General features: G+C 73.2%; 14 protein-coding genes. 7 read left to right on the top strand and 7 right to left on the bottom strand.

The window, feature by feature from the left end; translation table 11 throughout:
* The first annotated feature begins 141 nt into the window (after window positions 1–141).
* Window positions 142–861: a SigE family RNA polymerase sigma factor gene (locus tag ACFY61_RS13900; RefSeq protein WP_389471121.1), complete on the top strand. Its 720-nt coding sequence runs from the start codon at window positions 142–144 to the stop codon at window positions 859–861.
* Between the two features lie 149 nt (window positions 862–1,010).
* Here ACFY61_RS13900 and ACFY61_RS13895 read toward each other — a convergent pair whose 3' ends face one another.
* Complete coding sequence (locus tag ACFY61_RS13895; protein WP_389471119.1) at window positions 1,011–1,727, bottom strand: uridine kinase; 717 nt, start codon at window positions 1,725–1,727, stop codon at window positions 1,011–1,013.
* A 23-nt stretch (window positions 1,728–1,750) separates the two neighbouring features.
* On the opposite strand from ACFY61_RS13895, the gene ACFY61_RS13890 reads away from it, so the two are divergent.
* Complete coding sequence (locus ACFY61_RS13890; RefSeq protein ID WP_389471116.1) at window positions 1,751–2,098, top strand: hypothetical protein; 348 nt, start codon at window positions 1,751–1,753, stop codon at window positions 2,096–2,098.
* A 90-nt stretch (window positions 2,099–2,188) separates the two neighbouring features.
* On the opposite strand, the gene ACFY61_RS13885 is transcribed toward ACFY61_RS13890, so the two are convergent.
* From ACFY61_RS13885 to deoC, 3 genes are read right to left on the bottom strand one after another with little or no spacing between them, the layout of a single operon-like run.
* On the bottom strand, window positions 2,189–3,082 hold the full coding sequence (locus ACFY61_RS13885; RefSeq protein ID WP_389471115.1) for an aldehyde dehydrogenase family protein: 894 nt from the start codon (window positions 3,080–3,082) through the stop codon (window positions 2,189–2,191).
* Complete coding sequence (locus ACFY61_RS13880) at window positions 3,075–4,511, bottom strand: aldehyde dehydrogenase family protein (RefSeq protein WP_389471112.1); 1,437 nt, start codon at window positions 4,509–4,511, stop codon at window positions 3,075–3,077. Before ACFY61_RS13880 ends, ACFY61_RS13885 begins: the two co-directional genes overlap by 8 nt.
* 5 nt (window positions 4,512–4,516) lie before the next feature.
* Window positions 4,517–5,479 carry a deoxyribose-phosphate aldolase gene (deoC, locus tag ACFY61_RS13875; RefSeq protein WP_389471308.1) on the bottom strand — a complete coding sequence of 321 codons (963 nt, stop codon included), beginning with the start codon at window positions 5,477–5,479 and terminating at the stop codon, window positions 4,517–4,519.
* Window positions 5,480–5,725: 246 nt separating this feature from the next.
* On the opposite strand from deoC, the gene ACFY61_RS13870 reads away from it, so the two are divergent.
* From ACFY61_RS13870 to ACFY61_RS13855, 4 genes are all read left to right on the top strand, one after another.
* Complete coding sequence (locus tag ACFY61_RS13870) at window positions 5,726–6,472, top strand: hypothetical protein (RefSeq protein WP_389471110.1); 747 nt, start codon at window positions 5,726–5,728, stop codon at window positions 6,470–6,472.
* A gap of 548 nt (window positions 6,473–7,020) precedes the next feature.
* Entirely contained in the window at window positions 7,021–7,647 is a 627-nt protein-coding gene (locus ACFY61_RS13865) for a PH domain-containing protein (RefSeq protein WP_389471108.1), read from the top strand.
* 49 nt (window positions 7,648–7,696) lie between these two features.
* Window positions 7,697–8,281 (top strand): VanZ family protein, encoded by a 585-nt coding sequence (locus tag ACFY61_RS13860; protein WP_389471106.1) that lies wholly within the window; start codon window positions 7,697–7,699, stop codon window positions 8,279–8,281.
* A 36-nt stretch (window positions 8,282–8,317) separates the two neighbouring features.
* Complete coding sequence (locus tag ACFY61_RS13855) at window positions 8,318–8,518, top strand: PspC domain-containing protein (protein WP_389471103.1); 201 nt, start codon at window positions 8,318–8,320, stop codon at window positions 8,516–8,518.
* A gap of 34 nt (window positions 8,519–8,552) precedes the next feature.
* Here the strand turns inward: ACFY61_RS13855 and ACFY61_RS13850 are convergent, their stop codons facing one another.
* From ACFY61_RS13850 to ACFY61_RS13840, 3 genes are all read right to left on the bottom strand, one after another.
* A complete protein-coding gene (locus tag ACFY61_RS13850; RefSeq protein WP_389471100.1) occupies window positions 8,553–9,299 on the bottom strand; it encodes a hypothetical protein in 747 nt (248 codons plus the stop codon).
* Between the two features lie 136 nt (window positions 9,300–9,435).
* The gene (locus ACFY61_RS13845; protein WP_389471097.1) at window positions 9,436–9,690 is read right to left on the bottom strand and encodes a hypothetical protein; all 255 of its coding nucleotides are present in this window, start codon (window positions 9,688–9,690) and stop codon (window positions 9,436–9,438) included.
* A 139-nt stretch (window positions 9,691–9,829) separates the two neighbouring features.
* Window positions 9,830–10,978 carry an adenosine deaminase gene (locus tag ACFY61_RS13840; protein ID WP_389471094.1) on the bottom strand — a complete coding sequence of 383 codons (1,149 nt, stop codon included), beginning with the start codon at window positions 10,976–10,978 and terminating at the stop codon, window positions 9,830–9,832.
* 113 nt (window positions 10,979–11,091) lie between these two features.
* On the opposite strand from ACFY61_RS13840, the gene ACFY61_RS13835 reads away from it, so the two are divergent.
* The gene (locus tag ACFY61_RS13835; protein ID WP_389471092.1) at window positions 11,092–11,811 is read left to right on the top strand and encodes a prolyl oligopeptidase family serine peptidase; all 720 of its coding nucleotides are present in this window, start codon (window positions 11,092–11,094) and stop codon (window positions 11,809–11,811) included.
* Window positions 11,812–11,817 lie beyond the last annotated feature (6 nt).

Here is an 11,817-nt window from a genome sequence, read left to right as displayed (position 1 = left end):
CATGCCCCGATCGGAGTTCGACCGTCGGGACGGCGCGGATCCCTGTGACAGGGCTGTGACAGTCGGCGGACACCCCGGTTATGTCGGCCGGGCAGTCTTTTGCCATCGGACAGGACGGACTCCAGGACGGGGAGGCGCGAGATGAGCCCGCTGCACAGCACCACCACCAGCGCGGTTGTCACGCGGCTGCACGACGTGAACCGCCGCGCCGGAGTCCGTACGGTCTCCCGGCAGCGGCCGGCACACGCGGTGGCCGCCTCTGTCACCGCTATCGACGCGAACCAGTACCAGGCGGTTCCCGCTCAGCGCACTTCTTCCGCGGCGGCCCCGTCGCCGTCCTCGGAGGCCGAGTTCACGGCGTACGTGCGGGAGCGCCGGGCCGCGCTGTACGCGACGGCCTTCCACCTGACGGGCGACCGGCACGAGGCCGAGGACCTGCTGCAGAGCGCGCTGTTCTCGACGTACCGCGCCTGGGACCGGATCACCGACAAGGCGGCCGTCGGCGGCTACCTGCGCCGGACGATGACGAACCTGCACATCAGCGCGTGGCGCCGGCGGAAGCTCAACGAGTACCCGACCGAGGAGCTGCCGGAGACGGTGGGCGACTCGGACGCGATGCGCGGCACGGAGCTGCGCGCGGTGCTGTGGCAGGCCCTGACCCGGCTGCCCGAGCCGCAGCGGACGATGCTGGTGCTGCGCTACTACGAGGGCCGCACGGACCCGGAGATCGCGGAGATCCTGGGCATCAGCGTGGGCACGGTCAAGTCGAGCATCTGGCGTTCGCTGCGCCGGCTGCGGGAGGACGAGGCGCTGAGCTTCGGCCGTGACGAGGCCGAGTCCTTCGAGGAGCTCGTCGCCTGAGACGGGCCACCGGACCAGCGGCCGGGGGGAACCGTCCTGCGGGGGTGGGGCGGAGGCCATGGGGAGAGGGGCGGGAGCAGCCGGTCGGGGGTCCGGCTGCTCCCGCCCCTTCGTCTTGCCCGGTGTCCGTCCCGTCCGTACGTACGCGTTCAGACGGTGGCGGTGGCCGGGGCCGTGCCGGCGGTGCGGTGACGGCCGGCCGCGGCGGCGGTGAGCCGCCCGAGGGCCTCGTCACGGCCACAGGGGTGGGCGCCGAGGGCGGTGTGCCGGGCGACGATGCCGCGTTCGGCCCGCATCAGCCGCCAGCCGCGGCGCAGCAGGAACAGCACCGACTTGCGGCCCTCGCGCAGGTCCCGGGCCAGGCGGCGGCGGAAGGTGGTGGAGGGGCGGCCGCGCAGGCAGATCGCGTCGGCGAGGAGGCCGAGCTCCTGGCAGCGGGCGGCGATGTCGGCGGCGAAGATGCCCTCCGCGATGAACAGCGGCGTGCGGGCGATGTCCAGGGTCTCGGTGCCCGTGCGGGAGCTGGTGGCGAGGTCGTACACCGGCACCTCGGTGCGTCCGGTGGCGCAGAGTTCGGCGACGGCGGCCACGGCCGTGTCGGCGTCCCAGGACAGCGGGGAATCCCAGTCGATGTCGGAGCTGCCCTCGACCAGCGGGAGGGTGGGGTCGTCGCCCTCCTTGTAGAAGTCGTCGAGCCGGAGCACCGGCAGCCCGGAGCGGGCGGCGAGCGAGGACTTGCCGGAACCCGAGGGCCCGGTCAGCAGGACGACGCGCGTGGGGAGGGGAGATGAGAAGCTCACGGGACACCAGTCTGAACCATTCCCCCGGGTAGGGGATCCCCGTACCGGGCCATTGGTATCGAGCATCACACCTCGATTACGGTGGGTGCATGGGACGTCACGCAGCATCCGTATCCCGGCAGGCCCTGCGCAGCGCCGGTCTGACCGTATCGATGGCCGGCGCGGCCCTGGCGATGGCCGCGGGCACCGCACAGGCCGAGGTCTCCGTGCCGCACGCGGTGGCCGGGGTGACCGACCCGCTGACCAGCCTGAAGGTGAACCCGCTCGCGGGCACGGGCGTCGACCCGCTGGACAACGGGGTGGGCACGCAGGTCGCCGACTTCCCGGCGGTGGGCACCACGATGGTCACCGGAGTGCTCACCCAGGGCCCTTCGGTGGGCGAAATCCCCACGGCGGCCGTCTCGTCGCTCCTGGGGCCCCTGGGCGGGGCCCGGTAACCGGCCCACCGGGCAACCGGCCACCGGGTACGCGAAGACCCCGGCAGACGGGGGATGTGCTGCCGGGGCCGGTCTCGCGGTGCCCGTCGGTCAGTACGACGAGCCGGACGCGCCCAGCGAACCCGTGGGGTGCCAGACGGTCTTGGTCTCCAGGAACGCCGTCATGCGGTGCGTGCCCGGGTCGGCGGTCCAGTCGTCCACAGGCTGTGGACGCAGGACGCGCTTGAGGTTGTCGGCCGCGGCGATCTCCAGCTCCTTGGCGAGCGCCTGGTCGGCACCGGCCAGGTCGATCGCGTTGACGTCCTGGTGCGCCGCCAGGTGCGGGCCCATCTCGGCGGCCTTGCCGGACAGGATGTTGACGACGCCGCCGGGCAGGTCGGAGGTGGCCAGCACCTCGCCGAGGGAGAGGGCCGGGAGCGGCGCCTTCTCCGAGGCGATGACGACCGCGGTGTTGCCGGTCGCGATGACCGGGGCGATCACCGAGACCAGGCCCAGGAAGGACGAGTCCTGCGGGGCGACGACGGTGACGACGCCGGTCGGCTCCGGGGTGGAGAGGTTGAAGAACGGGCCCGCGACGGGGTTGGCCCCGCCCACGATCTGGCCGATCTTGTCGGTCCAGCCCGCGTACCAGACCCAGCGGTCGATGGCCGCGTCCACGACCGCGCCGGCCTTGGCCTTCGACAGGCCCTCGGCCTCGCCGACCTCGCGGACGAACTGGCCGCGGCGGCCCTCCAGCATCTCGGCGATGCGGTAGAGGATCTGGCCGCGGTTGTAGGCGGTCGCGCCCGACCAGCCGCCGAAGGCCTTGCGGGCGGCGACGACCGCGTCACGGGCGTCCTTGCGGGAGGACAGCGGGGCGTTGGCCAGCCACTTGCCCTTAGTGTCGGTCACCTCGTACACCCGGCCGCTCTCGGAACGGGGGAACTTGCCCCCGACGTACAGCTTGTAGGTCTTGAAGACGTGCAGGCGCGTCGGCTCAGACATCGAGGTAGGCCTCCAGACCGTGGCGGCCGCCCTCGCGGCCGAAGCCCGACTCCTTGTAGCCGCCGAACGGCGAGGTCGGGTCGAACTTGTTGAACGTGTTGGCCCACACCACACCCGCGCGGAGCTTGCCGGCGACCGCGAGGATGCGGCTGCCCTTCTCCGTCCAGATGCCGGCGGACAGGCCGTACTGGCTGTTGTTGGCCTTGGCGACGGCCTCGTCGGGCGTGCGGAAGGTCAGCACGGACAGCACCGGGCCGAAGATCTCGTCGCGGGCGACGGTGTGCGCCTGGGTGACGCCCGTGAACAGCGTCGGGGCGAACCAGTAGCCGGCGGACGGCAGTTCGCACGCCGGGGACCAGCGCTCGGCGCCCTCCGCCTCACCGGTCTCGGCGAGCGCGGTGATCCGGGCGAGCTGCTCGGCGGAGTTGATGGCGCCGATGTCGGTGTTCTTGTCCAGCGGGTCGCCGAGGCGCAGCGTGGACAGGCGGCGCTTGAGGGAGTCCAGCAGCTCGTCGTGGATCGACTCCTGGACCAGCAGGCGGGAGCCCGCGCAGCAGACCTGCCCCTGGTTGAAGAAGATGCCGTTGACGATGCCCTCGACGGCCTGGTCGACGGGGGCGTCGTCGAAGACGATGTTGGCGCCCTTGCCGCCCAGCTCCAGGGTCAGCTTCTTGCCGGTACCGGCGACCTGGCGGGCGATGGCCTTGCCGACCGCCGTGGAGCCGGTGAAGGCGACCTTGTTGACGTCCGGGTGCGCGACGAGCTCGGCGCCGGCGTCCCCGTAGCCGGGGATGATGTTGACGACGCCCTTGGGCAGGCCCGCCTGGCGGCAGACGTCGGCGAAGAACAGCGCGGAGAGCGGGGTGGTCTCGGCGGGCTTCAGCACGACGGTGTTGCCGGTGGCCAGCGCCGGAGCGATCTTCCACGCCAGCATCAGCAGCGGGAAGTTCCACGGGATGACCTGGCCGGCGACGCCCAGCGGGCGCGGGTTCGCGCCGTAGCCGGCGTGGTCGAGCTTGTCGGCCCAGCCGGCGTAGTAGAAGAAGTGCGCGGCGACCAGCGGGAGGTCCGCGTCGCGGGTCTCCTTGATCGGCTTTCCGTTGTCCAGCGTCTCCAGGACGGCCAGCTCGCGGCTGCGCTCCTGGATGATCCGGGCGATGCGGAAGAGGTACTTCGCGCGCTCCGAGCCGGGCAGAGCGGACCACTTCTCGAAGGCGCGGCGGGCGGCCCCCACGGCGCGGTCGACGTCGGCGGCACCGGCCCGGGCGACCTCCGACAGCACTTCCTCGCTGCTCGGGCTGATGGTCTTGAAGACCTTGCCGTCGGCGGCGTCGGTGAACTCGCCGTCGATGAAGAGACCGTAGGACGGCGCGATGTCGACGACCGAGCGGGACTCGGGGGCCGGTGCGTACTCGAATACAGATGCCATGGTGATCAGTCCACCGTCACGTAGTCGGGACCGGAGTAACGCCCGGTGCTGAGCTTCTGCCGCTGCATGAGCAGGTCGTTCAGCAGGCTGGAGGCGCCGAACCGGAACCACTCGTTGGTCAGCCAGTCCTCGCCCACGGTCTCGTTGACCAGGACCAGGAACTTGATCGCGTCCTTGGTGGTCCGGATGCCGCCGGCCGGCTTCACACCGATCTGGATTCCAGTCTGCGCCCGGAAGTCGCGCACGGCTTCGAGCATCAGGAGGGTGTTGGCGGGGGTGGCGTTGACGCCGACCTTGCCGGTGGACGTCTTGATGAAGTCGGCGCCCGCGAGCATGCCGATCCACGAGGCGCGGCGGATGTTGTCGTACGTGGACAGCTCGCCGGTCTCGAAGATCACCTTCAGGCGGGCGGCGGTGCCGTCCTCGCGGACGCACGCCTCCTTCACGGCCTTGATGAGCTCGTACGTCTCCAGGTAGCGGCCGGCGAGGAAGGCGCCACGGTCGATGACCATGTCGATCTCGTCGGCGCCGGCGGCGACGGCGTCCCGGGTGTCGGCGAGCTTGACCGGCAGGGCCGCGCGGCCGGCCGGGAAGGCGGTCGCGACGGACGCCACCTTGACGTCGGCACCGTTCAGCGCCGCCCGGGCGGTGGCCACCATGTCGGGGTAGACGCAGACGGCCGCCGTCATCGGGGTCGTCCGGTCGGTCGGGTCGGGATTGACGGCCTTGGCGGCGAGCGCCCGGACCTTGCCCGGGGTGTCCGCGCCTTCCAGCGTCGTCAGGTCGATCATCGAGATGGCCAGGTCGATGGCGTACGCCTTGGCCGTGGTCTTGATCGAACGGGTGCCGAGGGCGGCCGCGCGGGCCTCCAGGCCGACGGCGTCCACGCCGGGGAGCCCGTGCAGGAACCGGCGCAGCGCGCTGTCGGACGTCGTCACGTCAGCGAATGCGGTGAGGGTGGTGGGCATGGTCACCACATGAGCATATCTACGCGCGTAGCGAGCTGTCACCCCCCGGCGCTCCTTCGAGCCGCACGTGACACATCTGTAATGGGCGCGCGGGCGCGCGCGTCGTTCCGAAGGTGCCGTGACGGTGACGTGACGGAAGGGGGCCCCTTCCGTACATACAAGATCACTAGACTGAGCCCCGGCCGAACAGGACCGCGCGGCATGCGGCTGCCCCTCCCGCCCGCGACAATGCTCCAAGGAGTCGTCATGCGCCCCGCCCTCCGATCCTCCCTCGTCGCCGCCGCCCTCGCCGGCACCGTGCTGGCCCCGGTGGCCGGCAGCGCGTCCGCGTCCGGCGCCGGCGCCGGGCAGGGGGCCCAGGCCCGGCCCCAGGCCCCGGTCGAGGTCCCGGCCGCCGACGACAGCCGCTACCTGGGGCAGGCGGTCTACCTCGGCGAGGGCCAGCTGGCCGTGCTGCGCAACACCAGCGAGCACGGCCCCGAGGTCTGGATCCGCACGGTCGGCCGGAACTGGAAGCCGGGCCGGACGTACATGGTCCGGGTCGCCGGCCTGCTCGACTCGGCCCGTACCAAGGAGCGGATCGGCGGCCTGGACCTGGAGCTCACCCGCGCCGACTCGGACCGCCCGGTCCTCACCGTCGCCAAGGCCGGCGCCGCCACCCGCTCCCACTCGCTGCCGGTCCGCGACTCCGACGTGGGCCGCGGCTGCGTCTCCCAGACGACCCGCCTGGACCTCGGCGCGGGCGTGTACGCCGACCTGACCACGTCGCCGCGGGGGCCCAAGGCGGTGCTGCGGGAGTGGGGCGGGGAGAAGGCCTTCGCGACCCTCAGCCGGGCGCGGACCTCGCTGCCGGCCTCGGCCGGGATCACGGTCCGCGTCCTGGACGCGGCCACGGCGGCGCCGGTCCTGGAGTGGAAGACCCAGGGCGGCCCCGCCGGCCCCGGCCACCACCCGTTCCCGCCCCTCCCGACGGGCTGCGCCCCGACGGCGTAGCCCCACGCCCGCGCCGGGCGGCACGTCCAGCCCCGGCGGCGTCTGGGGGCGCGGGCCCGCGTGGTCGGGCGGAGCGCCCGCCGGACCCGCTCAAGCGCCGCTCGGGCTGGAGACGCCCCGCCGGACCCGGCCGCACGGGCAACGCCCTCGCCGGGCCATCCAGCCCCGCTGGCATCTCCAGCCCGGCCGGCACGTCCAGCCTCGCCGGCGTTTGAGGCGCGGGGTGTGGGGCAGCGCCCCACGAGCCCGGGCGGAGCCCCCGCCGGGCCCGCTCAAACGCCGCTCGGGCTTGATAGGCCCCACCGGAGCCCGGCCGCGCGGCCAACGCCTGGGCCAGGCCATTCCAGCCCCGCCGACGATTGAGGCGCGGGGTGTGGGGCAGCGCCCCACGAGCCCGGGCGGAGCCCCCGCCGGACCCGCTCAAACGCCGCTCGGGCTGGAAACGCCCCGCCGGGACCCGGCCGCGGGGCGGCGCCCCGCGGCCGGGCGGACGCCGCTCGGGCCGGGCGGCCCCGCCGCGGGGGCGGGCGTACGGCAGAATCGGCGGCATGACGAGCCCCTCGCCCTCCGCCGACGAGCCGGTCTACCAGGACCGCGTGTACCGCTCCCCCATGGCCATCGTCGGCGGCGTGCTGATGCTGGCCCTGATCCTGTGGCTGTGTGGTGACGCCGTCCTGCGCGGCGAGGACGCCGCGCCCTGGTTCGGGGCGGCCGCCGCCCTGTTCGCCGTCCCGCTGACCGTGGCGTTCACGCTGCGGCCCGCCGTGTACGCCAACGCCGACCGGCTGCGGGTGCGCAACCCGTTCCGGACCGTCGAACTGCCCTGGGCGAGCGTGGACGCCCTGCGGTCCTCCTACTCGGTCGAGGCGCTCAGCGGCGGGGCGAAGTACCAGCTGTGGGCGGTCCCGGTCTCGCTGCGCGACCGGAAGAAGGCCGCCCGGGCGCAGGCCCGCCAGGCCGGGGCCGCGGGCGGCACGGCCGACCCGCACGCCGTGCACGCGCCGCCGCCGCGGGCCCAGGCCGACCGCACCGTGGACGAGCTGCGCGAACTGGCCGAGCGGGGAGCGGGCCGTCCCGGTGCCCAGGGCAGCCCGCGCGTGCGCTGGGCGTACGAGGTCATCGCGCCGGCCCTGGCCGGGGCGGTCCTGCTGATCGTGCTGCTCGTCACCCGCTAGAGCCGGGCCCGGGCGGAACCGCGGGCGCGGGGGCGGCGTCATCGCGGGTGTGCAGCGTCATCAGGCGGGCGGCTACACCGCCATACCACTCCGGCTCCGGGTACTGGGCGGCGTACTGCTGCTCGCCCATTGCGCCCTGGTCGGCTGGCTGGCCCTGCGTCCCCTGGACGTGCCCTGGGTGGCCGCTCCGAACCTGAGCCCGCTGGCGGGGATCCGGGCGGACCTCGCGTACGGGCCGCTGGAGGCGGCCCGCCGGATCGGTTCGGCGCTGGCGCTGCTGGCGCCGCTGGGCGTGCTGCTGCCGCTGGTGAGCGGCCGGCTCGCGCCCTCCCCGCTGGCCGCCTGGTCCTCGCTGTGCCGGACGGTGGCCGCCGGGGCCCTGGTCTCCCTCGTGCTGGAGCTGCTGCAGACCGCGGTGCCGGGGCAGGTCGCGGACGTGGACCAGGTGCTGCTCAACACGGCGGGGGTGGCGCTGGCGCACCTGGCGGTGGTGCCGGTCATGCGGGCGCGGCTGCGGCGGGCGAGGCCCGGAGCTGGCGGAACGGCGGGTTCTCAGGGCTCGACCCCGAGAATTGCCAGGGTCGGATTCGACCCGTGGACCGAGGTATTGACGGCGGCGCGGCGCGAGTATTGAGGCATCGCAGAAAGCGGTCCTCGATAAGGAGAAACCATGAGCGCCCTTGCCCGCCCCCGTGACGGACGCTGGATCGGCGGAGTCTGTGCCGGCCTCGCTCGACGCTTCGGTATTTCCGCGAACACGATGCGTCTGATCTTCGTCGTTTCCTGCCTGCTGCCCGGCCCGCAGTTCCTGCTCTACCTGGCGCTGTGGGTGCTCCTGCCGAACGAGAAGTCGGCTTCGGCCGCCTGGTGATCCCGGTGGCCGGGTGAAAGGCGGCCGCCGCGTTTCACCGGATGTGCCGGCGGACCTTTTCCAGCTGCTTGTCGGCGATCTCGTGCGGTACCTCGGCCCGGGTCTTCGCGCCGGCCACGTTGAGCGCCATCAGCCGCATGACGGTCGCGCCCTGGCGTACGACGACCAGGTGTACCCGGGCCGAGACGCCTTCGGCGGCGGCCACGGTGGACCAGCTGACGGACTCCTCGCCGCCCGTGGGGTACGGGGTGGCCGTGACCTGGCTGTAGGTGCCGGTCTGCTTCTCGACGGTGGCGGAGAACCCGGAACCGCAGGCGGCCACCGCCTCCTTCAGGCGGCTCATCAGCCTCTTCGCGTCGTCGGCGGCGTAGGAGCTGACGGACGCGGAGACGGCCAGGCCCAGCTGCTTCTGGGAGCCGACGCCCCGGTTCACGGTCTCCTTGGCCGCCGGGTCCGGCTTGTCGCCCATGATGTCGGCGAGCGGCTGGCAGGGCTTCTTGTCGGCCTGCGGCTGCCCGTCGGGGGCGCCCGGGTTCTTGCCCTGGGCGGACACCTGGTAGCCGGGCAGGTCGCCCTGGGTCAGCGCGGCCCGCTCCAGCGGGGTGCGCGGCGCCGGGGGTGCGGCCGGGGCGGGCGGCGCGGCCGCGGACCCCTTGGGGTCGGGCGTGTGGCCGGCGGCCGGGCCGGAGTTCGTGCCGCTCTCCGAGCCGCCACAGCCGACGGCGCCGAGCAGCAGGGCGGGCACCAGCGCGGCCGCGGCCGCGGATGACTTCACGCGCATGACGGACATGGCAGACCTCATACCCCGTGTGGTGGGCGGCGGTTGGGGGCGATCGTGGCACACGGCCGGGGGCGGCGCACACCCCGTCGAAAGGGCGTGCGCCGCACCCGTGCACGCGTTCGGCAATCCCGGGCGGTCAGCCGCCGAGCGGGAGCGGCAGACCGCCGAGGAGACCGGTGACCTGGCCGACCGCCTGGCCCGGGTCGCTCTGCTGGCCCTCCTGCGCGGCCTGCTGGTGCGTGAGCGACTCGGCGGCACCCGCGACCAGGGGCAGCGCGTCGGTGGCGCCGATCGAAGGCAGGGCGGAGGCCGAGGCGGTGCCCGCGGCGGCAGCGGCGAAAGCCGCACCGAGAGCGGCGACACCGAGGGTCTTGGCAGCTGACTGCTTCATGAAGAATCGTCCTTGCGACAGGGAATTGAGCGGCTCCGCAAACTAGCCAGTCCAAACCCCGCCCCGCAAACATCCGTAAATACGAGGAACGCCCGGGCGGCGATCCGCCCAGGCGCTCCTCCGGTGTGGCGCTCCGGCCCTATGCGGAGACAGAACCGCTGGTGGAGGCGGTCTGCCGGAACAGCCATTCCGACTTCAGCTCCGCGTAACCCGGCTTGATCACGTCGTTGATCATCGCGAGTCGTTCATCGAAAGGAATGAACGCGGACTTCATCGCATTGACGGTGAACCACTGCATGTCGTCGAGCGTGTAGCCGAAGGTGTCGACCAGGTGCTCGAATTCGCGGCTCATGCTGGTGCCGCTCATCAGCCGGTTGTCGGTGTTCACGGTCAGCCGGAAGTGCAGCCGGCGGAGCAGGCCGATCGGGTGCTCGGCGTAGGAGGCGGCCGCGCCGGTCTGCAGGTTGGAGGTGGGGCACATCTCCAGCGGGATGCGCTTGTCGCGGACGTACGAGGCCAGGCGGCCCAGCGTCACGCTGCCGTCCTCGGCGACCTCGATGTCGTCGATGATCTTCACGCCGTGGCCGAGGCGGTCGGCGCCGCACCACTGCAGGGCCTGCCAGATCGACGGCAGGCCGAAGGCCTCGCCCGCGTGGATGGTGAAGTGGTTGTTCTCGCGCTTGAGGTACTCGAACGCGTCCAGGTGGCGGGTGGGGGGGAACCCGGCCTCGGCGCCGGCGATGTCGAAGCCGACCACGCCGTTGTCGCGGTACCGGTTGGCCAGCTCGGCGATCTCCAGCGCGCGGGCGGCGTGCCGCATCGCGGTGAGCAGCGCGCCGACCCGGATCCGGTGGCCGTTGGCCTTGGCGCGGCGCTCGCCCTCGCGGAAGCCGTCGTTGACCGCCTCGACGACCTCCTCCAGGGTCAGGCCCGCCTCCAGGTGCTGCTCGGGGGCGTACCTGATCTCGGCGTAGACGACGCCGTCCTCGGCGAGGTCCTCGGCGCACTCGGCGGCGACCCGGAACAGGGCCTCCTTGGTCTGCATGACGGCGCAGGTGTGCGCGAACGTCTCCAGGTAGCGCGGCAGGGAGCCGGAGTCGGCGGCATCGCGGAACCAGACGCCGAGCTTGTCGGCGTCGGACTCGGGCAGCTTGTCGTAGCCGACCTGTGCGGCCAGCTCCAGGATGGTCCCGGGGCGCAGACCGCCGTCGAGGTGGTCGTGCAGCAGAACCTTCGGGGAGCGGCGGATCTGGTCCGGCGTGGGCAGGTTGGGGGTGTCGCTCGTCATCCGGGCACTCTACTCCTACGCGCGTAGAGCTCCAGCCCGGCGCCACCCGTCGATACGCAAAGGTGACCGTGCGGACGGGTGGCGTACACCTCGGCGTCTGAGACTGTTCCGCCATGACACACGACGCGTCGCCGGCGCGCGGGGTCCGCCTGGGGCGGGCGGCCGGAGCGGACGGCTTGGGCTCGACGGTCAGCGGGGCGGTCCTCGTCTTCCCCTCCCGGTCCGGACCGGTGCTCCTCTCCCCGGGTCCGGTGCGCCGCGTGATCCGGGAGCTGGCCCGTGCCGGTGGCCCCGACGGGCTGGCCGTCCACCTGGTACAGGAGGCGGACGGGGACCCGGGCGCGGCGGCGGAGGAGGCGGTCCGGCGCTACGGGGACGTACCGGTGTGCCTCGCCGGGTACGGGACGGGCGGCCTGGCGGCGCTGCGGGGCGCCGGGCACGCGGCGGTCAACTCGGTGGTCGCGCTCGCCCCTTGCCTGCCGGACGGGGAGGCGCCGTCCGGGTCACCGGAACCGGTGAATCAGCTGGCCGGTCGCCAGGTGCTGATCGTGCACGGCACGAACGACGGCCGCGCGCACCCCGAGTCGTCGTTCCGGCTGGCCGCGCGGGCGAAGAAGACGAATCGTTCGACCTGCCGCTTCGAGGTCCACTCCGACGGCCACCGGTTACGCGAACACCGGGCCGAAGTCGCCGCCCTGACGGTGGACTTCGTTCTCGGCGCGGTGCTGGGGGGCCGGTGGTCCCGCCCGGTCACCGACGCGCTGGCGGCCCCGCCGCCGCTGGGCCTGCGGATGCCGCTGGCGGCGGGTTTCGGCCGGTCGCTGCGCGGCTGACGGGCC

The sequence above is a fragment of the Streptomyces sp. NPDC012888 genome, from assembly GCF_042900645.1.
Lineage (GTDB): Bacteria > Actinomycetota > Actinomycetes > Streptomycetales > Streptomycetaceae > Streptomyces.
This window is presented reverse-complemented; position numbering and strand designations above follow the sequence as displayed.

Bases quoted from the DNA above. Each gene is read 5' to 3' on its own strand.
- ACFY61_RS13880 (WP_389471112.1), bottom strand. From the start codon at position 4,511: ATGGCATCTGTATTCGAGTACGCACCGGCCCCCGAGTCCCGCTCGGTC.
- ACFY61_RS13895 (WP_389471119.1), bottom strand. From the start codon at position 1,727: ATGCTCGATACCAATGGCCCGGTACGGGGATCCCCTACCCGGGGGAAT.
- ACFY61_RS13900 (WP_389471121.1), top strand. From the start codon at position 142: ATGAGCCCGCTGCACAGCACCACCACCAGCGCGGTTGTCACGCGGCTG.
- ACFY61_RS13835 (WP_389471092.1), top strand. From the start codon at position 11,092: ATGACACACGACGCGTCGCCGGCGCGCGGGGTCCGCCTGGGGCGGGCG.
- ACFY61_RS13855 (WP_389471103.1), top strand. From the start codon at position 8,318: ATGAGCGCCCTTGCCCGCCCCCGTGACGGACGCTGGATCGGCGGAGTC.
- ACFY61_RS13840 (WP_389471094.1), bottom strand. From the start codon at position 10,978: ATGACGAGCGACACCCCCAACCTGCCCACGCCGGACCAGATCCGCCGC.
- ACFY61_RS13850 (WP_389471100.1), bottom strand. From the start codon at position 9,299: ATGCGCGTGAAGTCATCCGCGGCCGCGGCCGCGCTGGTGCCCGCCCTG.
- ACFY61_RS13845 (WP_389471097.1), bottom strand. From the start codon at position 9,690: ATGAAGCAGTCAGCTGCCAAGACCCTCGGTGTCGCCGCTCTCGGTGCG.
- ACFY61_RS13885 (WP_389471115.1), bottom strand. From the start codon at position 3,082: ATGTCTGAGCCGACGCGCCTGCACGTCTTCAAGACCTACAAGCTGTAC.
- ACFY61_RS13890 (WP_389471116.1), top strand. From the start codon at position 1,751: ATGGGACGTCACGCAGCATCCGTATCCCGGCAGGCCCTGCGCAGCGCC.
- ACFY61_RS13870 (WP_389471110.1), top strand. From the start codon at position 5,726: ATGCGCCCCGCCCTCCGATCCTCCCTCGTCGCCGCCGCCCTCGCCGGC.
- ACFY61_RS13865 (WP_389471108.1), top strand. From the start codon at position 7,021: ATGACGAGCCCCTCGCCCTCCGCCGACGAGCCGGTCTACCAGGACCGC.
- deoC (WP_389471308.1), bottom strand. From the start codon at position 5,479: ATGCCCACCACCCTCACCGCATTCGCTGACGTGACGACGTCCGACAGC.